The sequence below is a fragment of the Streptomyces sp. SAI-135 genome (genome assembly GCF_029893805.1).
In the GTDB taxonomy this organism is placed as follows: Bacteria; Actinomycetota; Actinomycetes; order Streptomycetales; family Streptomycetaceae; genus Streptomyces.
In genome coordinates, this window is record NZ_JARXYP010000001.1 from 493,338 (window position 1) to 517,601 (window position 24,264).

Sequence of the window (24,264 nt, forward strand, 5' to 3'; positions counted from 1 at the left end):
GACCGCGACCTCCCGGACGGGGCACGACCCCGCGGGAACAGTGCGTCGGACGTGATCGTGCTCCCACGTCGCCGAGGGCCACTCATCGACAGTGCCAGCCTGCACGCTGCAGCCTCATCGCCCGAGCGCACGGCTACCCAAGACGGCAGATGGACCACCCCTCAAGCGCCCCGACAAGTACCTCCACCGGGGACCACGGCCTTGACAATGTGTCCGCACCGCGGAGCAGTTGGCGATTGCCGCGCATGCGGACTTTGGCACATGAAGTCCACGGCCTCTACACCTGAGGAACCCCACAAACCTGTTCTTCGGAGGTCCACGTATGTCCGGCACCACCCCTTCTGTCTCCGCATCCTCCCCCACCGTTCGGAAGGTCGCGGACCTCCTGGCGGACGCTGCCGCGAGCGGGAAGCCGTGTCCCCCGGTCCGAAGCCTGATCGCCGCAGGAGACATCGGCACCGCTTATGCCGTCCAGCGGCTGAACACTGAGCGGCGGCTCACCGAGGGACACCGACTCGTCGGACGCAAGATCGGTCTCACGTCAGAGGCCGTACAGCGCCAACTCGGCGTCGATCAACCCGACTTCGGCGCCCTGCTCTCCGACATGACGGTTCCTCAGGACGGCCAGGTTCCCTTCGGCCGACTGCTGCAGCCCAAGGTAGAAGCGGAGGTCGCACTCGTCCTGAACGCCGATGTCCCGAACGCCGACTGCACGATCGACGACGTGATCGCCGCCACCGAGTACGCGGTACCTGCTCTCGAGATCGTGGACAGCCGCATCGCCGACTGGGACATCACCTTCGTCGACACGGTCGCGGACAATGCGTCTTCCGGCCTCTACGTTCTCGGCGAACAGCGCGTCCGCCTCGACGACGTGGATCTGGTCGCCGTCTCCATGAGCATGTCGAAAAACGGCGGCGTGGCCTCCGAGGGCACCGGCGCCGCCTGCCTCGGCAGCCCGCTGAACGCCGCGCTCTGGCTGGCCCGCACGCTGGCCGAACTGGGTGATCCGCTGAAAGCCGGGGACGTGCTCCTGACGGGTGCGCTGGGCCCGATGGTCGCCGCCACCCCGGGTGACGTCTTCGCCGCCTCGATCTCACAGCTGGGCAATGTGTCCGTCCGGTTCGCTCCGGAACCTGCCGGCGAAGGCGGAAACGATGAGCGGTGAGCGGTGAGTGACCGCACCAAGTTGACTTGCTCCTCGCCCTTCAGGGCGAGGAGCAAGTCAAAAACAAGACCTCGCGATCCGAGCCTGACCCTCGGGGCCGCCGTGCCCGCGCCATGCGCGTCCGCAGGCAGATCAGCGGCGGCCCCGAGGGGAAACCTGAAGGTTTCGAGCACCCCACGACCCACCGTCTGCGGGAGGTTCCTGGTTGCGCGCCCAGCCGTGACCGGGCAGCTTCCTCAGGTGATCAGTCCGGCGCTGATCAGCCAGATGTGTTCGCACGTCGCCGACGCCTCCTGGAGCTTTTCCCGGGATTCCTGCGAGGCGTGGTAGAAGGTCCGCTCGATCATCCAGCACAGGGCACGTGCCATCGCCGAGGCCTGGTCCGGTGCGGTGCCGGCCTGGACTCCGGCACGTTCGAGGACTGCGGTGATGGCCGCGATGAACAGATCAGCCGTGTGGTTCCACAGCTCGCCGATTTCCGTAACGGTCAACGACAGGTCGATCGCCGTACGCATGACCAGGCCGTGTTCGTTCCACAGCTCGACCGTGCGGTGCATGGCTGCGGCAATGGCCTGACGCGGATCGTCCGTCTGCGCGGTGGCACGGGACCGTTCCCAAAGGTGCTCGACGGTCCGGGCCACGAGTGCCGTGACCACTTCTTGCTTGGAGCCGAAATAGAAATACAGGGCACCGCGTGAGATGCCGGCACCCTGGGCCACATCGCCGATGGTCATGGCGTCGTAGCCCTTGCTCGCCAGCAATTCCTCGCAGGTGTCGAGGATGGCCCGCTCTCGGACGTCTCCCTTGCGCTCGGTGACGCGACGGCCGTGCGCGGAACGGTGGTCGGGCATCAGAGCTGAGCCCCCTCGGCGAAGTCGGTCGTACGGGAGAGCGCCTCCCACGCCCGGATGTCCTCGTCCACGGCCGTGCGTGCGGCGGTGATCAGCCGCAGCGCGTCCGAGCCCAGGACGAGGTGGGCCGGAGGCTGCTCGACCGAGGCGATGTGCACGACCGCCTCCCCAGCCTTGGCCGGATTGCCCAACTGGTTCCCGCTGGCCTTCTCGCGCGCCTCGCGGACAGGGATGAACAGCTCGTCGTAGTCGTCGACGGTCCGCGCGACGCGTGTCATGGACCGTCCGGCCCAGTCGGTGCGGAAGGACCCGGGCTCGATCGCCGTCACATGGATTCCGAACTGCGCGACTTCCTTGCCCAGGGTTTCCAGGATGCCCTCCAGGGCGAACTTACTGCCGTGGTAGGCGGACAGACCGGGCACGGTCATGAGGCCGCCCATGGACGTGACGGCCATCAGATGTCCGCGGCGACGGCGCCGCATGTGAGGCAGCGCCGCCTGCAGGGTGGCCACCGCTCCGAACACATTGACCTCGAACTGCCGCCGCACCTCGGCCAACGGAGTTTCCTCGAAAGTCCCCTCCAGGCCGTAGCCGACATTGGCGACGACGACGTCGAGGGGGCCGACGCTCCGCTCGACCTCCGCGACCACACTGTGGACAGCCTTATCGTCCGTCACGTCCAGGATGCGGCCGTGAGAATGCCCGGGGCTGAGCTCTTCGAAGGCCCGCAGGTCCTTCTCAGACCGGACGGTGCCGACGACGGTGTGCCCGGCGGTCAGGGCGGCTTGCGCGAAAGCGCGTCCCAGACCCGTGCTGACTCCGGTGATGAGCCAGTTCTGCTTCTCCATTGTTCCTCCAGAGTGCTCACGGTCTGCTCGGCAGACCAGACGGTCCTCGCGGGGAGCCAGGTCGCCCGCCTCAGCAAAAGTCTACACCCTGTCGATTTTAATCATCACAACGTTGATTCTGTCGGATGTCGCGCGATCGAAGCAGGACCCGTCCGCGTCCGGCAGATCGCGCTGATCAACACCATCAGGACCCAGAAGCCGGGCGGCCCGCCAGAACCGGACCGCGATCACCCCAGTGACAACCAGCGGGCCTGAAAACATGCGCGCTTCGACCATCGGAAGACCGCCACTCGCCTGTCGTCGAACGGCAACCTGACGGGCGATCGCGAAGTCAGACTGCAGTATTGGTCGATGCCGCTGAGAAGCAGCTCGCCAAACTACGGATCAGGGATGGCACTATCGGCTTCGCGCAGTTCACCGCGCTGCTGGCCGAGCACGGCGACATCCCGGAGAGCCCGTTCCCGGTGTCCATCGCGACGTCCCGTGGGCTGTTGATCGCCTGTCTGCACGCCACAGGGCACCAAGTGTTCACCATCACCCCACTGGCCGTGGCCCGCTACCGGGACCGGCACACGGTCGCGCGCAAGAAGTCCGACGCTGCCACGTTCGCGAACATCCTGCACGGACATGGCCGCGCACCGGCCGTTGACCGCCGCCTCCGAGCTCGCCCAGGTGGTCGCCGTGCTGGCCCGTGCCCAGCAGGATGCCGTCTGGGATCGCACCCAGGACCACAACAAGCTCCGCTCCGAGCTGCGCAGGTTCTACCCGGCAATCCGGGCCTTCGTCTCCCTGACCAAGTCACCTGGTGTCAGAGCCCACCACGACCGCCGCCGAGAGGCCGACGACCGCCACGTCACCGCCCAACTCAACCTTTCCAACCGGTTCATGGACCTGCTTTTCACTGCCTCCAGCACGAAGAGGCCTACGACGTGGCGAAGGCCTCACCCAACCGGACGCCGGCAAAGATCCCAGCGGCAGCGGCTTGCCGACTACTGATCTTTTCGTAAGTTCGGTGGGTGTGGTGGCTGTGTGGGTGGGAGGCTGTCGGGGTGGCTTATCACCCTTCCCCTTCGGTTGCCGGCTCCTCCCTTCCTCCTTTGTCGCGGCCTCAGTTGGCGGAGGCGCGTCGTGTTCGGGCAGTCGAGTTGTTCGAGGGCGGCGTCTCGAATGCGGAGATCGCGAGGGCGGTGGGGGTGTGTGCCGAGAGTGTGCGGCGTTGGCGGCGGGTGTGGGAGCAAGACGGTGCTTCGGGCCTGCGCAGACGGGCAGCCACCGGACGGCCACCCAAGCTGGACGACGCCCAGGTCGAGATGGTCCGGGCTGCGTTGGAGGAAGGTGCCCAGGCTCATGGTTTCGAGGCCGACCTGTGGACCCTGGAACGAGTCGGCGCGGTCGTCACCCGGACAACGGGGGTGGTGTTGTCGAGGGCGTCGGTGTGGCGGCTGCTGACCGGCCGGCTCGGATGGAGCCTGCAACGGCCCGAGCGGCGGGCGGTCGAGCGGGACGAGTCGGAGATCGCCCGCTGGATCGCGCACGAGTGGCCGCGCATCAAAAGGGGGCCGTGAACACACGTGCCTGGATCGTCTTCCTCGACGAATCAGGCGTCTCCCTGCTCCCTCAGATCCGCCGCACCTACTCGCCCCGAGGGCGGACTCCGATCCTGCGGCACCGGCTGAACTGGAAGCGCGCGTCGATGGCCGGAACCCTGGGCTACCACTCCACCGACCCCGAACGCGGCGCCCGCCTGTGCTTCCACCTCAAGCCCGGCAGCTACGACACCGCAGGGCTCATCGAGGTCCTGGAACAGGTGAAGGTGTTCTACCGCGGCGAGCGGGTGGTCCTGGTCTGGGACGGCCTGTCCGCCCACTGGAGCCGGCCGATGCGGGCCTGGGCCGCCGGACAGGACTGGCTCACCCTGGAACGATTACCCGCCTACGCTCCCGAACTGAACCCGGTGGAACTGCTGTGGTCCTCGCTCAAGAAGCGTGAACTCGCCAACCTCGCCGGCGACCACCTCGCCGATGTCGCCGACGCCACCGAGCAAGGCATCCACCGCATCAACGCCAACCCCCGACTGCCATGGTCATTCCTCGCCCATACCGGCCTGACCATCCGCCCACCACACCCACCGAACTTACGAAAAGATCAGTAAGAGTTCCTAACGGAATGCGGTTCGCAGGCGGCGCCAGCAGATCAGCGAGCAGGCGAGCTTGAGGAACGCCTCGTGGATGTCGTCGCGGAACTCCCAGCGGATGCGCAGGCGGCCGAACCAGTGCAGCAGCGCGATCGTCTGCTCCACGATCCACCGCTTCGTGCCCAGGCCCGAGCCGTGGTCTGTGCCGCGGCGGGCGATGACGGGCTTGATGCCTTTCGCCCAGACCTGGCGGCGGTAGCAGTCGTGGTCGTACCCACGGTCGGCGTAGATCTCTTTGGGCCGCTGACGGGGCCTGCCGCGTTTGCCGCGGATGGGCGGTATCGCCTCCAGCAGCGGCACGAGCTGGGTGATGTCGTTGCGGTTGCCGCCGGTCAGCGCCACCGCAAGTGGGATGCCGGTGGCATCGCAGATCAGGTGGTGTTTGGAGCCCGACCGGCCGCGGTCGACCGGGCTCCGGCCGGTTTTGGGCCGCCCTTGAGGGCCCGGATGTGGGAACTGTCGATCACCGCCCTCGACATGTCCAGGCGGTCCGCTGCCCGCAGTTCCGCCAGCAGCACCTTGTGCAGCCGCTGCCAGACCCCGGCGTTGTTCCAGTCCCGCAGGCGTCGCCAGCAGGTCATTCCCGAGCCAAAGCCCAGCTCGGCGGGCAGCCACTCCCAGCGGATGCCGGTGTAGAGGACGAACAAGATCCCGCACAGCACAGCGCGGTCATCCAGCGCCTTCCTGCCCGGGTACCGGTGTCGGCGCTGCCGGACCGGTAGCAGCGGCTCGATCCGCGCCCACAACTCATCATCCACCAGCCACGGTTGGGGATCGCGCTTCCTCACACCCAAGCAACCGAGTCACTTCCTCAAAGGTCACGGGTATCCCGCATTCCGTTAGGAGCTCTAAACCGCGTGGGATGTCTACCGCATGCGCGCACCAAGCCGCACAGAAACAGCGGAGCAAGGTAGGACTCCTCCGTCCAACCGTGCTGCGATCCCTGGCACCCTGCGGCTGCATGCCAGACGTTGACGCATCAGATCCGCGAGGACTGGCCCGCGTTCATGCCGCGCGAGGCGGTGGCAACGCCCGGTTCCACCGCGTCAGGGAGGACGTCCCGACCAGAGCGTCGTGCTACCGACGGCGACCGGGGCATCGCCCGTGGACGCAGCGCGCCGTTCGCACTCATCCCTGCCCGGCCGCGAGGAACTCCCCGTCCAGGGCTGGGACCGGGTGATGGTCCCGGCGTTCTCCGATCTGCATCGCAACCGGCCCGCGGCTACCGCCGACGCCCTCGACATCACCAGCGACACCGCCCCTCTCGGGCGGGGACTGTCGCACGGCATGCTCCTCGCACGGGGGACGCCGTCGGCCGGCAGGGGATCAGCATCCTGCCGGCTCGGGATCGTCCTGCCGTCGAGCGCCTCCAGCCGTCCCCGCCATGACCGACTGCATCGGACACCAGCGAGAAAGCGGCCTGTGCACCGAACCCGGCTGCGCGTGCGCATCAAGGTAGGACGAGGCACCGCCCCAGACCGCACCTGATCAACGCCGGTTCACGGGCGGGCCGTACGGTTCGAGCACGAGCCGACCTCCGTGACCGCGTCAAGGCGTGCAGACATCTGTCGCCTTGGCTCGGCTTTCACGCCGCACCTACCACCGCGCCGGGGACGAAATGGCGTGCCCACGCAGGGTTGTCCCGGCGGGGGCACGAGGCGGGCATCTACGGGGTCGGCGACGGTTCCTTCATCTGGCACGGTTCGGCTTCATCAAAGGAACGTCGTACGGAGACCGGGAGGTCAGTCAGTCTTCGCAGCGCGGCCGAGACGGAGGGCCGAGATGAGGAAGAAGATGGCGCCCGGGATGGCGTAGCCGACCGCGCCGCTCAGCTTGGGGTCGTCCGCACCGGCCGACGCGATGAACGACGCGCCCGCCAGCACCGAGATGCCGCCGCTGAGGATCATCGGCCACTGGCCGCCCATCGAGCGTCGGGGAACAGCGACGATCAGCTGCACGAGGCCGGCCACAACGGCCCAGGCGCCCCATACACGCAGCACAGCCGGAATGCCGGACGCGCAGGCGATGCCGAGACCGATGGCAGTGGCGAGGCTGACGGCGACGTTCACGTACAGCAGTGTGGGCGATCCCGTGGTGCGCGAGACCTTGGCGTCGTAGATGGCAGCACCGACATCGAACAGCGGGTACAGCACCAGAAGTACGGCGCCGACCGGGGTGATCTTCGAGGCCATCGTGAGCATCACGCCGGCCCAGACGATGGCGAAGGCGAACCGGACGAAGTAGAGCCTGCGCAGAGCGGACGCGGTCTCGGAGATGCCGGACGGGGCAGCGAGGGTGCTCACTGTGTTCCTTTCGAGGGTCGGGAAGGGAGGACCAGTGACCGTGCACTCGAACGCCGATGGATAGACGACTGTGCGATCCGAGACCGTGTGGGGGTTCGGTCGGTGGAACGACCGGTCCGTCACGGCAGCATGCCAAGATGACGGCCCCACGTCAATACAGAACGTTCTACCCGACACATTGCTCGGTAGATAGAACGATCGGTCTTGACAGGAGCCGTACCGATCGGGAGACTGAATCATACCGAACGTTCTGCCTCACATGCGGCCTCTACCAGGTACCCCATTGGCATCGGCCTCCTGCCCGCTCCACTTGAGCGTGGATCCCCCGTAAGGCAAGCGAACAAATACACTCACCATCGCATTAGGGACAGAAGATGACAGACATCGTGTACGCGGGCGTTGCCACTTCCACCAGCGAAGGCCGAGCCGGAGGCCGGGTTCAGACCGACGACGGCCTCCTCGACCTCACCCTGGCGGTCCCGAAGGAGATGGGCGGCCCTGGGGGCGCCACCAACCCCGAGCAGCTCTTCGCCGCCGGGTGGTCCGCCTGCTTCCACTCCGCCCTCAAGGCTGTAGCCGCCCAGCAGAAGGTCGAGCTGGCCTCCTCGACCGTCATCGCCGAGGTGAGCGTCGAGAAGACTCCGGAAGGTGGCTTCGGCCTGAGCGCCACCCTGCACATCGACCTGGCCGGCGTCGAGCAGGCAGTGGCAGACCAGCTGTCCGAAGCAGCTCACGCGATCTGCCCCTACTCCAACGCGACACGCGGCAACGTGCCTGTCGAGCTCGACGTCACCGTTGCCTGACCGTAATCGTACGGATCGGACTCTTCACAGCGTCAGGCAGTAGCCGGGACGGGGAACCCGGCCGCGTTTCCCCCACCCTCGCTTGCTTTGCTTGCTCTACGGTCGGTGCGGGCGGTCGCGTGATCACCGACAAGTGATCGACGGGATGCGGAAGTACTCGAGCTGCCGGACGTCCATACGGCGATTCTCACTCGCCGCATGGACGATCGGCGCGCGCAGGTCACCGGCGCAGAAGTCGTCCCGGTGGCGCGGCGAGCCTCCCGTCGTGGAGGTCATTGGGCAAGGATGACGGGTCATGACGATCGTGTTCCGGGTCCCGGCCGGTGGTGCGGAGCGGGTGGGGTTCGCCTATTCGCCGGCGATGGAGGCCGTACTGAGTCTCCATGTGCTGGTGGAGCCCAAGCACCACCCCGTCCAGCACGGCTGGGTGCGTGCGATGCGCAAGCTGTCCCCGGCCTTGAAGCGGGAGATCGAGGCGTTCTCCTACGCGGTGCGCTCCTACCTCCCCGAGTTCCTGTTTCCTCAGCCGACCGGCGGCCTGGCGGACTTCGAGGAGGAACTGGCCGGCTTGCGCGGGGCGGATCCGGAGCTGGTCCGCCTGGAGTTCGCCGTCCCTCTGCTCACGCCCTGGCCGGGCGGCGGAGAGGGCAGGGACCCGCACGTGCTGGACGATCCGGAGGTACGCCGTCTGGTACGGGAGCGCCTCGCACCCGAAAGTGACGGTGCGATGGCCGCGCTGCTCCTCGACGACCCCCGCGCGCTGCTGGAGCGGTTTTTGAGCATGCTGGAGCGCTACTGGCAGGAGGCGTTCGAGGAGGAGTGGGCACGGCTCGAGCCCGAACTCGCCGCCGGCGTCAGCGAGGCCGGACACCAGATCGAGCAGCGCGGCCTGTACGGGATGCTCCGCGGCCTGTGGCCGGAGGTGCGCAGCGATCCGCAGGCCGAACGCTTCTGGCTGGAGCGGCCGCACGATCATGAGGTCGCCATCGGACCGGACGACACGTTCGTGCTCGCCCCCAGTGCCTATGTGTGGCCGCACGTACGCGTCAACTGCGACGGCCCGTGGCCCCTCGGGCTCGTCTTCCCCGTCTCCTCGATCGTCCGGGAAGCCCGCCCGAGGATTCCGCCGACCAGGCTCGTCGGCACACTGCGCGCGCTCGCCGACGACACCCGGCTGCGCGCCCTGCGACTGCTCGCCGAACGTCCCCGCAGCACACAGGAGTTGGCCCCGCTCGTCGGCGTCAGCGAGGCCGCCCTGTCCAAGCACCTGAGGGTGCTGGCGGACGCGGGCCTGCTGGAGCGCCGACGCGAGGGCTACTACGTCCTGTACCGGCTTGCGTCCGGACAGGTGGCGGGCCTGACCCCCAGCCTGGAGAGCTTCCTGCACGGCGACGGCAACGGTGACGGTGACGGCGAGGTGTCTGAACCCGACTGATTAGCCATCTGCCTAATAAGTGGATCAGGGGCCTGACGGGACCCGACAGTGGCCGCATGCCACTGCTGAAGGACCGCAACTTCCTGCTTCTCTTCGCCGGCCAGGGCATCTCACGCTTCGGTGACGGCCTTTACACCGCCGCGACCGCCTGGCTGGCCTGGTCACTGACGAAGGACCCCACGGCCGTCGCTGTGGTGAGCGTCTCCGCGTTCGCGCCCGCGTTCGTGGCCACCTTCGTCGTCGCCTCCTACGCAGATCGCCGCGACCGCCGGAAGCTGATGATCGCCACCGACCTGGCCCGGGTCGCCGTGGTGGCCGCCGCGTCACTCCTGCTCTCCCTCGGCCTGCTGAACCTGCCCCTGCTCGTGGCGACCACGGCACTGCTGGCGCTGATCGGCGCCCCGTTCGCCCCGGCCCGCAACGCCATCGTCACGCAGATCGTGCCCGAGGACCGCCTCCAGCAGGCCAACGGACTGCTGCAAGTCGCCTTCCGGGCCGCCTTCTTCGTCGGCCCGCTCATGCTCGCGCCGCTGCTGGCCTTCGGCTCGCTCCAGGCGGTGCTGGTGGTGAACGGACTCACCTTCCTGGGCTCGGCGGCCGCCGTGGCCGCCATCCGCGTCACCCGGCCCGCCCCGACCAGCGCTCAGACGGGACTGTGGCGCGATCTCAGCGCCGGGCTCCGGGCCGTGCGGGCCGCGCCCGACGTACTCGTGGTCATCGTGACCTTCGTGCTCGCCCTCACCCTGACCAGCGGTTTCCTGACCGTCGGGCTGGTCACGGTCGTGGGACAGGGCGGCCAGTACGGCCTGCTGCTCGGCGTCGCCGGGGTCGCCGAAGTGGTCGGAGCCCTGCTCCTGGCCGGCCTGCGCATCCGCAGACTCGCACTGGCCGCGGTGCTGGCGTGGGCCCTGCTCGGAATCTTCAGAGCTCCGCTGGGAACAGTGACCTCCCCTGCAGTGGCGGCACTTCTCCTGACCGCCACGGGGCTGGCCTCGGCCCTCACGGACATTCCCTTGATCGCACTGGTGCAGCAGCGCATACCCAGCCATCATCTGGCGAAGACGCTCGGCCTGTGGGAGGCCGGGGTGGCAGGAGCCCTGGCGATCTCCCCCTTTGTCGCCTCCACCGCCATCACCCTCGCCGGAGTCGAGAACGCCTTCCTGCTCTCGGGAGCCGCCGTAGTCGTCCTGACCGTGACCGCCACACTTGCCCTCGCGCGCGTCGGCACACGGCAGCCCGGTCAGAAGCCCTTCGTCACGGCCGACGGCACAGCACGCGTCGCGGCGCCAGAAGAGACAGCGGTGATCACGGTCAAACCGGAATGACGGCGCGGATCCGCTGAGGACGCTGAGTACCGGCCGTCAGTGGCAAAGCGCTGTCCACGACGCTTGGAACCGCCCGGCCGATCATGTGACTGTTGCCTGATCTGCTCGTTCTACGGATATGGGCGGCAGAACGCGGTGATCTGTGGGACGCGGAGTGCAAGCGGCGCCGGCCGTTCCTGTCGGTCAGCAATGGTCGTGCGGGCGGTGGCGTCGTCACCGGCAGGTGTTCGACGGGATCTTGCATCGGCTGCGGACCGGGGTGCACTGGCGCGATCTACCAGAGCGGTTCGGGCCGTGGAAGACGCTCTGACGAGCGACATCGGCTTTGGTCGGCCGACGGCACCTGGGAAAGGCTGCTGCAGCAGGTCCAGGCGGCAGCCGACGTCGTCGAGATCGACTACGGCATCTTGGTAGACCCCACCACCGTGCGCGCGCAGCAGCACGCGGCCGGCGGGCGGAGCGACTCGCCTCTGGCACCTGCCGCGCTAAAGGGGGCCACGCACCAGAACATCAGGATGAACGCCGCGACAGCGCCTCCTCGGACGCCTGGCGGAGGTGGTGAGAGAGGCGAGGGCATGGCCGCTCGCGCGGCGGTTTCACTTTCCGTGTGAGCGGGGGGGTCGGCCGGTGGGCGGCTGGACGCCGGGCCACCCCAGCGGCGAAACGACTCCTCCTGCCCCCGGGGTACCCCCGAAGGAAGGCTCCGATGAAGGCGTACAAGACGGGCCAGGAGTACCAGCTCGGCGCGCTCGGTCTTGTGCTGAATGCCGCCGTACTTGGGCGACTCGTCATCCCGGCGCCGCGGTCGAGAAGTTGCGGCCCTGCCTGCCGAGGAGCGCGAGCACGACGTCCTGGACGACGTTGCCCGCGTCTCCCCGCTCAAGCACGCCAACCTCAACGTGCTCAGCCGGTCCACCTTCACCGCCAGTGCCCCGGCCGCCGGCGCCCTGCGCCTGCTGCGCGGCCCTGACTCGCCGGAGCTGGACGAGGACGACGACGGGAACGGTCAGGAGTGACGGGCAGGACCCGTAGGTGGCGCACGGCGCGCCCCTGACTCAGGGTGACTGCGGGGCGCCGTACCGCAGGCCGTCGAAGAGGAGGGCGGTGATCTGCCTGGCCTCGACCAACCAGCCCTCCGTGGCACGCATTCCGCAGATACCGCCCAGTGCGCGCAACAGGGTGGAGCCTGTGACGTCGTCGCGGACGGTGCCGGCCGCGCTGCCCGCTTCGAGCAGCTGGGAGAGGGCGTTGGCCATGCGGGTGCGTGCGTCGTCGAAGACCGGTGAGTCCGTCGCCATGATGCTTTCCAGCACACTCGACATTCCCTTGCCCACCGCCGCGTGGTCCACGAGCAGCAGCAGGAAGCGCCGCAGCGCCTCCTCCGGGGCGTATTGGTCCAGCAGGACGCCGGGCGTGGCGCACAGGTCGTCGACCTCTTTGCGGTAGACCTCCTCGATCAGCGCTTCGCGGGTCTCGAAGTGGCGGTAGAGCGTCCCCACGGCGACGCCGGCGCTGCGGGCGATGTCCTCCACGTGCGCGTCGGTTTCGCCGCCGAGGAACGCCTGGCGGGCCGCGGACAGCAGTGCCTCGCGGTTGCGTCGCGCGTCGGCGCGTAGCGGGCGTGATGACGGCAAGGGACCTCCATAAGGTGAGTCCGGTTCCGCTTAGGTGTACCGTATCCGGAGTCAGGTTCATCTTACTGAGGGGATTCCCCATGCCAAACACCGACGAGGGCCTGGACGGACTGCGCGTGCTGGTCACCGGTGGTAGCCGGGGCCTGGGTGCGGCGACCGTGCGTCGCTTCGTCGCCGCAGGCGCCACCGTATTGACGGCCTCCCGCAGCCGACCCAAGGAGGACGGGGGCGCCACCTTTGTGCCGGCGGACCTTTCGACGCAGGAGGGCGCGGCCGAGCTCGGCCGCCGGGTCGTCGAGCAGGTGGGCGGCGTGGACGTGCTCGTGAACAACGCCGGCGCGGCCAGCGCCCCGGCGCCGACCCTGACCCGGTCCGACGCATCCTGGCACGCGGACCTGGAGATGAACCTCCTCAGCGCCGTACGTCTGGACCGGGCACTGGTGCCGGGAATGGTCGAGCGGGGCTCCGGCGTCGTCGTGCATGTCTCCTCGATCGCGAGCCAACTTCCCCAGCGCACCGAGGCTTCCTACGCCGCCGCCAAGGCCGCCCTCAACACCTACAGCCGCGAACTGGCCACCGAGGTCGGCGTGCACGGGGTGCGTGTGGTCTGCGTCCTTCCCGGCTTCGTCGTCACCGACGGCGCCACCGCCCACCTACAGCACATGGCCGAGGCGCAGGGCGTGACCACCGAGGAAGTCGCGCAGCAGCTCGTGGACCACCTGAAGGTCCCCATGGGCCGCCCCGGAGATCCCGAAGATGTCGCCGAGATGATCGCCTTCCTCGCCTCCAGCCGCGCGAAATGGCTCACCGGAGCACAGTTCCGCGTCGACGGCGGCATCATCCCGACCGTCTGAGCAACCACCGACAGCACGAACAGGACACCCCCATGCCCATCACCCTGACCGCCGTGATCATCGACGCCGCCGACACCGAGAAGGAGAGTTCCTTCTGGCACCGGCTGCTCGGCGGCTCCCTCACCCCCACGCCAACGCACCACTTCGTTCAGGCCCCCGGCCTCCCTGTGATCGTCATCCAGTCCGCCCCCGGACACACCGCCCCGGACTGGCCGGACGGCACTTCCCAGCAGATGCACCTCGACTTCGGCGTCGACGACCTCGCAACCGCCGACCGCACGGCCACCGACGCCGGCGCCACCCGGCTGCGGCCCACCGACGAGATCACTCCGGAAACCAGCACCGGTAGCCGCGTCTACGCCAGCCCGGCCGGACACCCCTTCTGCCTGCGCTCGACCTGAGCCGGTCACCGTCCACCGAGCCACTCCTGTCGTCAAACATGTCTGCCGACAGGCAGCCGGCGCGTCCAATGAGTCCGTGCAATCCAGGGGTCCACGGCGGCGCGAATCCCATCAGATCCGATGGTGATTGCTGACAGGGATTGACGACATAGAGGGCCAGTCCTCCGCACAGAAGGGACCCCTCGGTGGCGAACCTGGTCTGCAAGCGAGTCTCAACCGACCAGCAGTCGGCCCCCGGCAGAACCTCGTCCTGGACGACGCCAGGGTCGAGGACCCGTTCGACCTCAAGAAGGACCCGGGCACATCCAGCCGTCTCCACCCACTCCAGCGGCCGAAGTCCCGCGCGCTCCACGATTTACGCGCGGCCGGATGACACCCTCCACATTTCCGAGATGTTCCGCCTCGTGCGCGGCACCGGCCACATCCTCGACGTGCTCGTCCTCCACCACGACCACGTCGCGCCAGGCATCCACGACGGCGCGTTCTCCGAACGCTGTCTTCGGGATCCGGGCTCTGCGCAAAGCCTCGTTGGACGTCCGGTCACAGAGCTCAACTCCGGTCTACGCGCCGCCTACGGCGTCCGCCCCGACACCGTAGGCGGCAACTTAGACAGAAGAGCGGAATAGAATGAACGTTAGGTACAGCGAGACCGCGATGCCGCCTCCGGCCGCATGGGATGGGCGGCTCGATGTGAGGCGCCCTCAAGGAAAACCGGGATCCTCCGTAGCGCCCGTCCGATGAATCAGACCGCACGACGCACACAAGGATCCCGGATGACAACACAGCACTGGACTGACCAGAACATTCCCGAATTGCACGGGCGCACAGCCGTGGTGACCGGTGCGAACACCGGCTTGGGTTTCGCGATCGCGGCGGCTCTGGCCCAGCATGGCGCGGACGTCGTCCTGGCTTGCCGTAGCGAGGAGAGGGCGGTCGCCGCGGCAGAACGGATCCGGGTGATCGCCCCGGGCAGTGACGTGCGAACGGTGGTGCTGGACCTCGCTTCACAGGCTTCGGTCCGCGTTGCCGCCCAGCGCCTGCACGACGAGTACGACCACATAGATCTGCTCGTCAACAACGCGGGCGGTTTCCGTCCGAAGTACGCGGTCACCGAGGACGGTTTCGAGGCCACCATAGCCGTCAACCACCTGGGGCCTTTTGCCTTCACCGGGCTCGTACGCGACATGATGATCGATACACCCGGATCACGCATAGTGATCGTTGGCAGCAACGGGCATCGGAACGGCACGATCGACCCCGCGGATCTCAACCCCGAGCGCGACAAGAATTACCGCTACATCGCGGCCTACAACAGGGCCAAACTGGCCAACCTGCTCTTCACCTACGAACTGAACCGGCGTCTCGAAGCCAGCGGGGCGCAGACCATCGCCCTTGCCGGACACGCCGGGCTGGCCAGGACCGACGGCGCCCGCGACATGAACTGGCTCGTACGGACCGTGATCAGCCCGAAGGTCAACCCGATCATGCGCCTGATCTCGCAGAGCGCGGCCATGGGCGCGTTGGGACCGCTGCGAGCCGCCACCGATCCGGCGGCGCGAGGCGGTGACTACTACGGACCACGCGGGAACACCGGTTATCCAGTGCGGACCGTCTCCGTCGGGACGTCCCACGACGCCGATCTGCAACTGCGCCTGTGGGAGGAATCCGAGCGACTGACGAAGGTCAGCTACTGAGGTTCAACCTCAGGAGGGGACACCGCACTGCATGCGCCACGTGACAGCGTCGGCGACAAGTCAGTTGGTGTTCGAACTTGGCTGGTGTGAGGTGGCCGAAGGTGTCGTGCATGCGGAGGCGGCGGCGGTTGTAGAAGGTCTCGATGAGGCGAAGACCTCGGCGCGGGCGGCGGCCCTGTCGGGCCAGATGCGGGTGCCGATCTCTTCCTTGAGCAGGGCCCAGAAATTCACTGTGGCGGCGTTGTCGAAGCATGATCCGGTTTAGCCCCAGCTGTTCCGCAGCCCCAAACTTCGCCGCTGGGGCACGGAATTGAGCCGAGGTGTACTCGCTGCCGCGATCACTGTGGACAACGCAGCCGGACTCCAGACCGCCTCGGCCGTGGGTCGTGTCGAGGGCGTCGATGACAAGCTCGGCACAGTGGTGGTCGGCCATGGCACAGCCGATCACCTCACGGGTAACCAGGTCCAGCCAGCACGCGAGGTAGAGCGAGCCCTCTGCGGTGGGCAGGTGAGTGATATCGCCGACCAGCTTGATCCCGGGCCGTTCAGCGTGAAAGTCGCGGCCGATCCGGTCCGGGGCCGGCGTCGCCTTCTTGTCCGACCGGGTCAGCGAGCGGCGCTTGCGCCGGGTGACGCCTCGGTTGTCACGCTCGCGCATCACGCGGGCAACGCGCCTTGCGGTTCACCCGCCCTCCCAGACGCCGTAGTTCGGCGTGGATGCGCGGGACACCGTAGGTGCGGCGGGAGGCGATGTGCGGCACGGTGATCTCGTGCGCGAGTGCGTCGTCGGCGGCCTGGCGGGGTGGCGGGCCTGGGGGCGGTCTCCCCCCGCGCCACACGTAGCAGGAGCAGCGAGCCACGTGCGGCACCCGGCACAGCAGAACGATCGGGTGGTTCGCCTTCTCCGCGTCGATCAACCGGTACAACTCGCTCACGGGTCGTTCTACCAGCCGCGCAGGGACTCGGAACTGATGCCGAGCTCACGGGCCACCGCGGTGACCGTCTTACCCGAGGAGTCGACGAGCGCGATCTCGTCCCGCTTGAACTCCTCGGTGTACCACTCCGTGTACTTGCCTCCCATCTGGTGCTACTTCCTCTGGAAGCTCAAGATCCCAGTCTCCAGGTGTCCAACGATCAAGGGGAAGCTACAAGCGGCCCTGTCCCATGCCCGCAGGCAGCCGCGATCACCCGAACGAGGCTCCCGTTCGACGCCCACCCTCGCGATCGGCATGACAACAACTACTCAGGTTTTCGGGGCAGGGCCGAGGAGTTGACGGACTGATCTGGATGCCAGTGGGGTGGCGAGCGCTGTCGTGTTCGGCTGCGTGGTCCGGCCGGTGCGGCTGGTGGTCGCGGCGATGGTGCGGAGTATGACTTCGTGGTCAGGGGCTTGCCGTGCCACTTCATGGTGATGTGGGAGAAGAGCCGGTGCCTTCCTGTTGAGATGACACGTACAGGTCTACGTGCCCGTCTCGGAAAAAGTGGGCCCTGGACGCGTGGTTGACGACGCCTCGGCCGCTTTCATGCAACACGCCCGCTGTTAGCGTGACGTGCCATGGCAATCATTCTGGTCACGGGCGCGAGCCGGGGCATCGGTTACGAGACGGTACGCACACTTGCCGTCGCGGGGCACACCGTCTGGTTGGGGGCCCGCGACCCGGAACGTGGCAAGAAGGCTGCCCAAGAGACCGGCGCCCACTTCGTCCACCTCGATGTCACTGACGACGCTTCGATCGAGGCCGCCACGCACACCGTGGGCGAACTCGATGTTTTGATCAACAACGCCGGAATACTCGAACCGAACCCCGCGCTGGCCGATGCAACCAGGCAACATGTCCAGGAGATCTTCGACACCAATGTTTTTGGTCCCGTTCGAGTGACGAACGCGTTCCTCCCCGCCCTCTCCCGGTCGGACTCCGCCACGGTGATCAACGTGACCAGCAGCATCGCTCGCTGTCCAAGGTCGGTGTCCCGGCCACCACATCACAGCGGCGGTTTCGGGCGCCCACCGCGTCATCGCGTCGTCTGACATCACCGGACAGGCCCCACGGGCTCGTGGACTGCACGACTGCCAGAAGCCCCATCACATCTCTAGGCGACAGCGGCGCGGACCATGACCCAAGCAACGAAACCCACGGCGGACACAGTCCAACACGTCATCAACACCCTGCTCAGGCACGGCACGAATGATCCCACCGAACCCGGGATACGGCCCGTCGCCACGGGCAACGGCCGCTCGGCATGGTGGGTCGGGAACCATCATGTGCTGCGTCTGGCTCCCGACCGCCAGGCAGCCCTTCGCCAGCGCCGGGAACCGCGGCTGCGCGACCTGGTCCGCCCGCATCTGCCGGTCACGGTGCCGGCCGGCGTGGCGCACGGCGAGTGGGCACCCGGGCTGACATACACGCTGGACATCAAGGTGCCCGTCGAGACAGAGCAGCACAACGTATCCACCGCTGGTGAGGACGACCTCGCGGGTGTGCTCATCGGGCTGCGCAGGGTGTCCGTTCGGCAAACTGAGGGAATCGGTGTGCCACGGGTGGCACCGCGTCCCTTGCAAGCCCTGCTTCAGGCCGCGGACTGGGCTGTCGAACGCCTCGGCGCAAACGACGAATTCGACCCCACCTGGCTTCAGCAGCTCACCGGCCCGGCGGCGGTCAGACTCGCCGACCGGCCCGGTGCCACCGTCCTCGTCCATCGCGCCCTCACAGGCGAGCACGTCGCGGTGGGCGCCGACGGCCGGGTGCACGGCATCCTCGGCTGGGGCAACGCGGCCATCGGCGACCCGTGCGAGGACATTGCCGCGCTGGCGGCCGCCGTCGGCGCGCCGGTCGCCGTACGCGCGGCCACCCTCGCCGGCTACAGCCTCGGTTCATGCCTGCGCGGACTGTGGTTGGCCCGCTGCGACGCCGTCATTCGGCTTGCCGAGGCGCTCGAAAGCGCCGACGCGGGCCGCCTTGCTCCGCTCAGAGTCTCGCTCCGGCACGCCTGGGAAGCCATCCTTCTGGAGCGGTTGGCGTAGTCAGCGCAGGTCTTGTCGCCTGGCTCAGAGGAGTCGCTCGGAGTAGGAGACCAGCTGCGGCGAGCCCGGGAAATGCCAGGGGTGCGGGGATTCGCGCACCGCCGTCCTGTGGCGGACGCGCCAGCAATGGCGGGACCGTCGTGCCCAGTATCCACCACTGCCGAAGCACCCACACGCCGGACGCCACATCATTCGCCGACCTGTCTCTTGTCTTACTGAATGGTCTCGTTCCCCGGGGCACGATGGTCGAAAGCGATCAGCAGGTCTCCGGTGAGGGGGTGGTCGACCACTGCCGCCCGTACGCCGAAGACCTCGCCGATCAACTCGGGGGTGAGGACCTCGCGTGGTGGACCGGAAGCGACGACGGTGCCGGCGCACAGAACGTGCAGCCGGTCGCACACCGCCGCGGCGGCATTGAGGTCATGGAGCGATACCAACGTTGTCTGCCGCTGAGAGCGCAGCAGAGCCAGAAGTTCGACTTGGTGGCGTATGTCGAGATGGTTGGTGGGTTCGTCCAGCACGAGGACATCGGGCAGCTGCGTGAACGCCCGTGCCAGGAGCACGCGTTGCCGCTCGCCGCCGGACAGCGCGGTGAAACGGCGTCCGGCGTGCCCGTCCATGCCGACGTCGCAGAGCGCTCGGGCGACGATGTCCCGGTCGGTGGCGTCCTCCCCGGCGAAGGCCCGCTTGTAGGGGGTACGGCCCATGGCGACCACCTCGCGCACGGTCAGCTCGAAGTCGCTGCCCCGTTCCTGCGGGAGGGCGGCGATGTGCCGTGCCGACTGCACCGCAGTCATCGCCCGGACGTCAGTTCCGTCCAGCAGCACGCGCCCGGCCACCGGCCGCAGATGCCGGTAGACGGTGCGAAGGAGTGTGGACTTGCCGCTGCCGTTCGGGCCGACCAGTCCCGTGATCTCGCCGGCTCCGGCTATCAGTCGGGCACCGGCCACAACCGTACGGCCCGCGTAGGCGACGTGCAGATCGTCGATGTCAATTCTCAACTGCCACTCCCCAGGCGCCTGTCCAGTAGATAAAGCAGCGCCGGAGCCCCGACGAACGACGTGACCACACTGATCGGCAGCTCCTGCGTATCCATGGCCGTACGGCAGACGGTGTCGACGACTACCAGCAGCAGAGCGCCGAAGAGCGCGGAAATGGGCAGCAGCCGACGGTGGTCCCCGCCGAGTAGCAGGCGGCAGACATGCGGCACCATCAGTGCGACGAAGGCGATCGCCCCGGAGACCGCGACCAGGACACCGGTGAGCACGCTGGTCACTGTGAACAGTTCACGGCGCAGGCGGGTCACGTCGATGCCGACACCGGCGGCCGTCTCGTCGCCCATCAGCAGAGCGTTCAAGCCGCGGGCACGGGCCTGGAGCCACAGGCCGGCGGCCAAGACGGTGAAGGCAGGTACGGCCAGCAGGTCCCAGTTGGCGCCCCCAAGGCTGCCCATCAGCCAGAACAGGACCCCCTGCGTCTGCTGCTCGTCCCCGGCTTGCAACACCAGATAACTGGTGAACCCGGACAGGAACTGCCCGATGGCCACCCCCGCCAGGACGAGCCGCAACGGCGCGAAGCCTCCGCCGCGCCGGGCGACCGTCCACACCAGAGCGAAGGTTGCCAATGCTCCGGCGAAGGCGGCACCGGACAGCCCCAGCGCGCTCCCCGCTCCGATGCCGAGCACGATCGCCGCGACCGCTCCGAGGGAGGCGCCGCTGGAGATACCCAGCAAATAGGGATCAGCCAGCGGATTGCGAACCAGCGCCTGCACCGCTGTACCGACGAGACCGAGCCCGGCGCCGACGAGCGCAGCCAACAGGGCCCGGGGAGCGCGCAGTTGCCACACAATGAGGTCATTGGTGCCCGACCTCGCCGGCGCGCCGGACAGCCGTCGCCACACCACGCCCCACACCTCGCCGGGAGAGATGGTCGTCGAGCCCCACGCCACCGCGGCCGTCAACGCGGCCACCAGCGCCACGCCGAGGACGGCTGCAGTCAGGCCGGGCGGCAGAGTACCGCGGGGCTCTGCCGTGCGGTTGTCACCTTGCATCGTATGGACGGCCACGGTCAGCGGACCTTGTTCGGGTAAAGAGAACGGGCGATGGTCTCGACCGTGTCGGCGTTCTCGACGCCCGCGATAGTGGTCCGCTCGGAACCGATACGCAGCAAATGACCTTCCTTGACGGCTTTCAGGCCCTTGGTGGCCGCGTTTGACCTCAGCCACTCCTCCGCCTCGGCGAACGCCTTGTCGTTCGCCTCCCGGCTGCCCTTGTTGCGGACTCCGAGCTGGATCCAGTCCGGGTTTCGCGAGATCACGTCCTCCCAGCCGACTCGCTGGGTGGTGCCGTCACAGTCGAAGACGTTCCGGGCACCGGCCAGGGTGATCACGGCGTTGGCGACCTGACGATTGCAGACGACGACCGGCTGCTGTGTTCCAGCGTCGTAGTCGAAGAAGAAGTAGGTCGGACGCGCGCTCGGTGGCGTGCTCCCGATCGCCTTCTGCACCGCGGCCACCTTCCTCTTCATGCCCGCGACGAGTTCCTCGGCCTTCGCGCCCGCCCCGGTGACCGCGCCGAGGGAAGCGATGTCGTCCTCGACCGCGGACAAGTCGGTGACCGCGCCCTCGCCGGTTGCGGCGCATGCGGTGGACTTGAGGTAGACGTGTTTGATCCCGGCGGCCCTGTACTCGTCCGCGGTCGCGGCTTGACCTGCACCATCCATCTTCATGGCGCCGAACGTGTCGAGGTACAGATCGGCGCCGGAGCCGAGCAACTTCTCCTTCGGGATCACCCCCTTGCTGAGCACCTTTACCTTCCGGGCCTCGGCGTCGAGGCCGTCGGGCAGGGTGCCGTTGCCGGACGGGAAGCCTGTACCGACGACCCGGTCCCCCACGCCGAGGCGCAACAGCAGTTCCAGGCCGGCGGCATTGCTGGTGACGATCTTCCGCGGGGGACTGTCGAACGTGGTCTTGGTACCTGCGCAATCGGTGACAGACACGGGGTAGGAGCCTGATACCGCCCCGCCCGCGTCCTTCTCCCCCGCTTCCTCGTGCCCACCACTGCAGCCTGCCGCCAGCAGACCACTCATCAACACCACCGTCGCTCCGCCCCGCACTCGAGCACGCAAGGAACATCTCCAGATCTACTCAGCCCACAGGTGAACCTCCGTCACCTGGTCCAGTAGTCGGGAGCAACATCCGTTCAGTTCCCCGCGGATCTCAGTTTCTTTGCGGTGCTGCCTCTGACCAGCAGCCGATAGGGAGCCTCCGCATCAGCGGCGGCGCAGTGCCCTCGATGATCGCGACGAGTGTGCTGACCGCATTGCGGGCAAGCTGTGTCTTGTCGTGGGGCGAGGGTCGGCGAGCTGTACTCGCCCTCCTGCATGCCGTCGACACCGATGACTGCGATGTCCTCGGGCACCCGTACGCCGGCGTCGGCGAGGGCGTGCATGGCACCGATGGCGAGCCATCGTTGTCCGCCAGCGAGTACACCGCCTCGAAACATGCCCTCCTCGGTCTCACCCGAGGGCCGCCAGTGAGGCGCGCGTTACCGGGGTACGCGTCAGGCGGCGTCGGGTCCCTGAATACGCCTGGACGGGCGGGCAGTTGTCATTCATCCGGGTCCGCGTAGGGTTCAGCGAGCCGCTGGGCCAGGTCGTCCAGCCATTGTTGAGCCCAGTTGCGCAGCTCGCCGATAGCGTCGGCGTCCAGGCCGTAGGCTTCGAACTCCGCGTCGCTGATCCATTCCAGGCTTTCCAGCCGGTCATGGAGTTCTTGCCGATCAAACTCCTCCGGACGCCGTTCCGCCAGACTTTCCAGCTCATGTGTGCTGTAGAGGTGACGGGCGGCGTGAACGTCGATCGCGTCACGCGCCAGGCCGCGGTCGCCCAAGGCGCGCACTTTCGTGGCGATCAGATCGTCGAGGGCAAGTACGGGGCCGACGTCCAGTAGGACCGGGGGGCGCCACAGCACCTCCTTGAGAAGGTCCACCTCGCACGCGGACCCGGTTGCGGGATCGGTGGCGAGGAAACGGGCCTTGAGCGGAGCGACATCGATGATCGTGACATGCCAGCCTCGCTCGCTCAGGTCGTGCGTCAGATGCTCGATGATCTGCCTCATGGCTGCGGGATGCTCCGTGGCAAAGTCGAGATCCTGGCTCGGCCGGTGGACAATGCCGTGAGCTTGGACGGCATAGCCTCCCATCAAGGCAAGTCCGAAAGGCCGACCTGCGGTGATTGCGTCCAGCAGCAGGCGGCGGTGATGGTCAGGCAGGTCGGGCAGTGTCACGCTGGGGCCGCCGGCCGGAGCTGCGCGAAGCGGGCCTCCCAGGCGGTACGCACACCACGGCCCAACATTTTGCGCAGGGTCGGCCAGTACGCGACCAGCCGTGCAGCATCGAGATAACGCACGAAGTCCTGGTGTTTGCCATTCACAAGGACGATCCGGTACATCCCAAGCAGCAGCTTCTCATCACCAAGGTCGAACGCACGCAAACCCGACCACGCCAAATGGAGGGGCAAGACAACAGTGCCCTGGACGGGTCCGCCGAGTTCAGCCAGATCGCGCGGCAGCTCATCCGGCGCCGGAGCCCAGCGGGACACTCCAGTGGACTCCGATACCTGTTCACTCACGCCCTGACCCTCCCTCCGAAGTCCCGAGGTGCGGCCGATGACCGCGTCACCGCACCCCACGGAAGCAAGCCTAGCGGCCCTTGTCGTACGACAGACAACGGAACCGGAGTGCAGCGCGACCTGTCAGCGGTCCTTAACAGCGGACTCAGTGAGCTTCTCTGGCGCTGCCGCTTCCGGGTGAGGACGGCCGCGACACTTGACGTCAGTCCGGGCCGCAGCTCGATCCGCGGAAGATCCGCCAGAGCATCAGTCGTGTGCCTCCGCACTCAACCGAGACTTGAGCTGTGACCAGACCGGGTTGCGGGACTGTTGGCTCGGTAGGGCGCGGCCGGTGAGCGGCTGAGGAGGCATTGTGACCATGAGTCGGCTCCCAGATAGCGAGGCCCGCTGGCCATGCCCTCGGCGGCGTGACGTGCGTTCTGTCGATGCTGCCACTGCCGAGAGCTACCGCCGCGGGCTACCGGACTCGAACCGGCTCAGACCGACAGAGGGTCGCAATCTCGAAGATGAAGCGGATTTCCCATCACGCCTTGGCTGCGACAGCTGACCACAGCCTAGCGACCACCACCGTGCCCTACCGGGCGAAGGTTGCTCGATGCGGCACTAACCGTCGAGCATCTTGGCCAGCACCTCGCGGTGCAGCGGCAGTACTTCGGAGTGCAGGTCACGGCCCTTGCGGGTGAGGGACACCCAGACGCCCCGGCGGTCCTCCACGCACATGGACCGCTCCGCGAGGCCGTCCTTCTCCAGGCGGCCGATCAGGCGGGACAGCGCGCTCTGGCTGAGATGCACCCGGCCGGCGAGGTTCTGCACCCGGCACTGGTCGCCCTCCTGGGGCGACTCGGTGGCGAGGATGTCGAGCACTTCGAAATCGCTCGCGCCCAGCCCGTGCGGGTGCAGCACGCGGTCGATCTCGCACATCGTGCGCGCGTGCACCGACAGGATGTCCCGCCACCGCTCCTCGAGGCCGGTACCGACCGTGTTCAGCGACATATATGCACGGTAACACCGGCCCGGTCAACGCGGGGGCAGAACGTTCCGTCTTGCTTAATCCTGCGGCCAGAACTAGATTCCAGTGGTCAGCGGCCGTCCAGCCTGTCATT

30 protein-coding genes and 2 pseudogenes are annotated in these 24,264 nt (G+C 67.6%); 15 read left to right on the plus strand and 17 right to left on the minus strand.

Translation table 11 applies throughout. The features are described from left to right. Positions 1-322: 322 nt before the first annotated feature. Entirely contained in the window at positions 323-1,168 is an 846-nt protein-coding gene (locus M2163_RS02330) for a fumarylacetoacetate hydrolase family protein (RefSeq protein ID WP_280854757.1), read from the plus strand. Positions 1,169-1,404: 236 nt separating this feature from the next. On the opposite strand, the gene M2163_RS02335 is transcribed toward M2163_RS02330, so the two are convergent. The 3 genes from M2163_RS02335 to M2163_RS02345 form a co-directional block, all read right to left on the minus strand. Next, positions 1,405-2,019 carry a TetR/AcrR family transcriptional regulator gene (locus tag M2163_RS02335; RefSeq protein ID WP_280854756.1) on the minus strand — a complete coding sequence of 205 codons (615 nt, stop codon included), beginning with the start codon at positions 2,017-2,019 and terminating at the stop codon, positions 1,405-1,407. Further along, entirely contained in the window at positions 2,019-2,867 is an 849-nt protein-coding gene (locus M2163_RS02340) for an oxidoreductase (protein WP_280892978.1), read from the minus strand. Before M2163_RS02340 ends, M2163_RS02335 begins: the two co-directional genes overlap by 1 nt. A gap of 81 nt (positions 2,868-2,948) precedes the next feature. Continuing rightward, the gene (locus M2163_RS02345) at positions 2,949-3,143 is read right to left on the minus strand and encodes a hypothetical protein (protein WP_280854754.1); all 195 of its coding nucleotides are present in this window, start codon (positions 3,141-3,143) and stop codon (positions 2,949-2,951) included. Between the two features lie 68 nt (positions 3,144-3,211). On the opposite strand from M2163_RS02345, the pseudogene M2163_RS02350 reads away from it, so the two are divergent. From M2163_RS02350 to M2163_RS02360, 3 genes and pseudogenes are all read left to right on the plus strand, one after another. Next, a pseudogene (locus M2163_RS02350) lies at positions 3,212-3,656 on the plus strand (transposase); the annotation flags it as partial. A 260-nt stretch (positions 3,657-3,916) separates the two neighbouring features. Continuing rightward, a complete protein-coding gene (locus M2163_RS02355; RefSeq protein WP_280854753.1) occupies positions 3,917-4,432 on the plus strand; it encodes a winged helix-turn-helix domain-containing protein in 516 nt (171 codons plus the stop codon). Further along, a complete protein-coding gene (locus tag M2163_RS02360) occupies positions 4,429-5,019 on the plus strand; it encodes a transposase (RefSeq protein ID WP_280892979.1) in 591 nt (196 codons plus the stop codon). Before M2163_RS02355 ends, M2163_RS02360 begins: the two co-directional genes overlap by 4 nt. A 6-nt stretch (positions 5,020-5,025) precedes the next feature. Here the strand turns inward: M2163_RS02360 and M2163_RS02365 are convergent. Next, positions 5,026-5,849 (minus strand): IS5 family transposase gene (locus tag M2163_RS02365; RefSeq protein ID WP_280893138.1). Its coding sequence is split into 2 segments (ribosomal slippage): positions 5,026-5,514 and positions 5,517-5,849, totalling 822 coding nucleotides; the frame shifts between segments, so codons are not numbered across the junction. A 954-nt stretch (positions 5,850-6,803) separates the two neighbouring features. Next, positions 6,804-7,364 (minus strand): hypothetical protein, encoded by a 561-nt coding sequence (locus M2163_RS02370; RefSeq protein ID WP_280854751.1) that lies wholly within the window; start codon positions 7,362-7,364, stop codon positions 6,804-6,806. Between the two features lie 374 nt (positions 7,365-7,738). Between M2163_RS02370 and M2163_RS02375 the strand changes: the two genes are divergently transcribed. Beyond that, positions 7,739-8,167 carry an organic hydroperoxide resistance protein gene (locus M2163_RS02375; protein WP_280892980.1) on the plus strand — a complete coding sequence of 143 codons (429 nt, stop codon included), beginning with the start codon at positions 7,739-7,741 and terminating at the stop codon, positions 8,165-8,167. A 123-nt stretch (positions 8,168-8,290) separates the two neighbouring features. Here the strand turns inward: M2163_RS02375 and M2163_RS02380 are convergent, their stop codons facing one another. Beyond that, positions 8,291-8,443 carry a hypothetical protein gene (locus tag M2163_RS02380; RefSeq protein WP_280892981.1) on the minus strand — a complete coding sequence of 51 codons (153 nt, stop codon included), beginning with the start codon at positions 8,441-8,443 and terminating at the stop codon, positions 8,291-8,293. Positions 8,444-8,462: 19 nt separating this feature from the next. Between M2163_RS02380 and M2163_RS02385 the strand changes: the two genes are divergently transcribed. The 4 genes and pseudogenes from M2163_RS02385 (at position 8,463) to M2163_RS02400 (ending at position 11,943) form a co-directional block, all read left to right on the plus strand. Continuing rightward, entirely contained in the window at positions 8,463-9,602 is a 1,140-nt protein-coding gene (locus M2163_RS02385; RefSeq protein ID WP_280892982.1) for a DUF5937 family protein, read from the plus strand. Positions 9,603-9,658: 56 nt separating this feature from the next. Beyond that, the gene (locus M2163_RS02390; RefSeq protein ID WP_280892983.1) at positions 9,659-10,927 is read left to right on the plus strand and encodes an MFS transporter; all 1,269 of its coding nucleotides are present in this window, start codon (positions 9,659-9,661) and stop codon (positions 10,925-10,927) included. Positions 10,928-11,103: 176 nt separating this feature from the next. Further along, positions 11,104-11,385: pseudogene (locus M2163_RS02395) on the plus strand (transposase); the annotation flags it as partial. 318 nt (positions 11,386-11,703) lie between these two features. After that, on the plus strand, positions 11,704-11,943 hold the full coding sequence (locus tag M2163_RS02400; protein ID WP_280892984.1) for a hypothetical protein: 240 nt from the start codon (positions 11,704-11,706) through the stop codon (positions 11,941-11,943). Positions 11,944-11,982: 39 nt separating this feature from the next. Here M2163_RS02400 and M2163_RS02405 read toward each other — a convergent pair whose 3' ends face one another. Then, positions 11,983-12,561, minus strand: a complete 579-nt coding sequence (locus M2163_RS02405; protein ID WP_280854748.1) for a TetR/AcrR family transcriptional regulator — start codon at positions 12,559-12,561, stop codon at positions 11,983-11,985. An 80-nt stretch (positions 12,562-12,641) separates the two neighbouring features. Between M2163_RS02405 and M2163_RS02410 the strand changes: the two genes are divergently transcribed. The 4 genes from M2163_RS02410 to M2163_RS02425 all read left to right on the plus strand — a co-directional run bounded on the left by M2163_RS02410 (position 12,642) and on the right by M2163_RS02425 (position 15,510). Next, entirely contained in the window at positions 12,642-13,415 is a 774-nt protein-coding gene (locus tag M2163_RS02410) for an oxidoreductase (RefSeq protein ID WP_280854747.1), read from the plus strand. A 32-nt stretch (positions 13,416-13,447) separates the two neighbouring features. Next, positions 13,448-13,816 (plus strand): VOC family protein, encoded by a 369-nt coding sequence (locus tag M2163_RS02415; protein ID WP_280854746.1) that lies wholly within the window; start codon positions 13,448-13,450, stop codon positions 13,814-13,816. 392 nt (positions 13,817-14,208) lie between these two features. After that, complete coding sequence (locus M2163_RS02420; protein ID WP_280854745.1) at positions 14,209-14,442, plus strand: hypothetical protein; 234 nt, start codon at positions 14,209-14,211, stop codon at positions 14,440-14,442. A gap of 147 nt (positions 14,443-14,589) precedes the next feature. Beyond that, positions 14,590-15,510 (plus strand): oxidoreductase, encoded by a 921-nt coding sequence (locus M2163_RS02425; RefSeq protein WP_280854744.1) that lies wholly within the window; start codon positions 14,590-14,592, stop codon positions 15,508-15,510. Here M2163_RS02425 and M2163_RS02430 read toward each other — a convergent pair. From M2163_RS02430 to M2163_RS02440, 3 genes are read right to left on the minus strand one after another with little or no spacing between them, the layout of a single operon-like run. Then, positions 15,500-16,168: a DDE-type integrase/transposase/recombinase gene (locus M2163_RS02430; protein ID WP_280854743.1), complete on the minus strand. Its 669-nt coding sequence runs from the start codon at positions 16,166-16,168 to the stop codon at positions 15,500-15,502. The two genes, M2163_RS02425 and M2163_RS02430, sit on opposite strands and share 11 nt — an antisense overlap. Continuing rightward, complete coding sequence (locus M2163_RS02435; protein ID WP_280892985.1) at positions 16,155-16,445, minus strand: IS3 family transposase; 291 nt, start codon at positions 16,443-16,445, stop codon at positions 16,155-16,157. The genes M2163_RS02430 and M2163_RS02435 overlap by 14 nt, the downstream gene beginning before the upstream one ends. 8 nt (positions 16,446-16,453) lie before the next feature. After that, positions 16,454-16,591, minus strand: coding sequence for a transposase (locus tag M2163_RS02440; RefSeq protein WP_280892986.1), 138 nt, complete (start codon positions 16,589-16,591; stop codon positions 16,454-16,456). A gap of 474 nt (positions 16,592-17,065) precedes the next feature. Between M2163_RS02440 and M2163_RS02445 the strand changes: the two genes are divergently transcribed. Both M2163_RS02445 and M2163_RS02450 read left to right on the plus strand, forming a co-directional pair. After that, a complete protein-coding gene (locus M2163_RS02445; RefSeq protein ID WP_280854742.1) occupies positions 17,066-17,539 on the plus strand; it encodes an SDR family NAD(P)-dependent oxidoreductase in 474 nt (157 codons plus the stop codon). 84 nt (positions 17,540-17,623) lie between these two features. Then, positions 17,624-18,532, plus strand: coding sequence for an aminoglycoside phosphotransferase family protein (locus M2163_RS02450; RefSeq protein ID WP_280854741.1), 909 nt, complete (start codon positions 17,624-17,626; stop codon positions 18,530-18,532). 212 nt (positions 18,533-18,744) lie between these two features. Here M2163_RS02450 and M2163_RS02455 read toward each other — a convergent pair whose 3' ends face one another. The 7 genes from M2163_RS02455 to M2163_RS02485 all read right to left on the minus strand — a co-directional run bounded on the left by M2163_RS02455 (position 18,745) and on the right by M2163_RS02485 (position 24,154). After that, positions 18,745-19,533 (minus strand): ABC transporter ATP-binding protein, encoded by a 789-nt coding sequence (locus tag M2163_RS02455; protein ID WP_280854740.1) that lies wholly within the window; start codon positions 19,531-19,533, stop codon positions 18,745-18,747. Next, positions 19,530-20,582 carry an iron ABC transporter permease gene (locus M2163_RS02460; protein WP_280893139.1) on the minus strand — a complete coding sequence of 351 codons (1,053 nt, stop codon included), beginning with the start codon at positions 20,580-20,582 and terminating at the stop codon, positions 19,530-19,532. Before M2163_RS02460 ends, M2163_RS02455 begins: the two co-directional genes overlap by 4 nt. A 17-nt stretch (positions 20,583-20,599) precedes the next feature. After that, complete coding sequence (locus M2163_RS02465; protein ID WP_280893140.1) at positions 20,600-21,619, minus strand: ABC transporter substrate-binding protein; 1,020 nt, start codon at positions 21,617-21,619, stop codon at positions 20,600-20,602. A 113-nt stretch (positions 21,620-21,732) separates the two neighbouring features. Next, the gene (locus M2163_RS02470) at positions 21,733-22,035 is read right to left on the minus strand and encodes a substrate-binding domain-containing protein (protein WP_280854738.1); all 303 of its coding nucleotides are present in this window, start codon (positions 22,033-22,035) and stop codon (positions 21,733-21,735) included. Between the two features lie 104 nt (positions 22,036-22,139). After that, a complete protein-coding gene (locus M2163_RS02475; RefSeq protein ID WP_280855135.1) occupies positions 22,140-22,811 on the minus strand; it encodes a nucleotidyl transferase AbiEii/AbiGii toxin family protein in 672 nt (223 codons plus the stop codon). A 2-nt stretch (positions 22,812-22,813) separates the two neighbouring features. Then, a complete protein-coding gene (locus tag M2163_RS02480) occupies positions 22,814-23,161 on the minus strand; it encodes a hypothetical protein (RefSeq protein WP_280854737.1) in 348 nt (115 codons plus the stop codon). 603 nt (positions 23,162-23,764) lie between these two features. Next, on the minus strand, positions 23,765-24,154 hold the full coding sequence (locus M2163_RS02485) for a MarR family transcriptional regulator (RefSeq protein WP_280854736.1): 390 nt from the start codon (positions 24,152-24,154) through the stop codon (positions 23,765-23,767). Positions 24,155-24,264 lie beyond the last annotated feature (110 nt).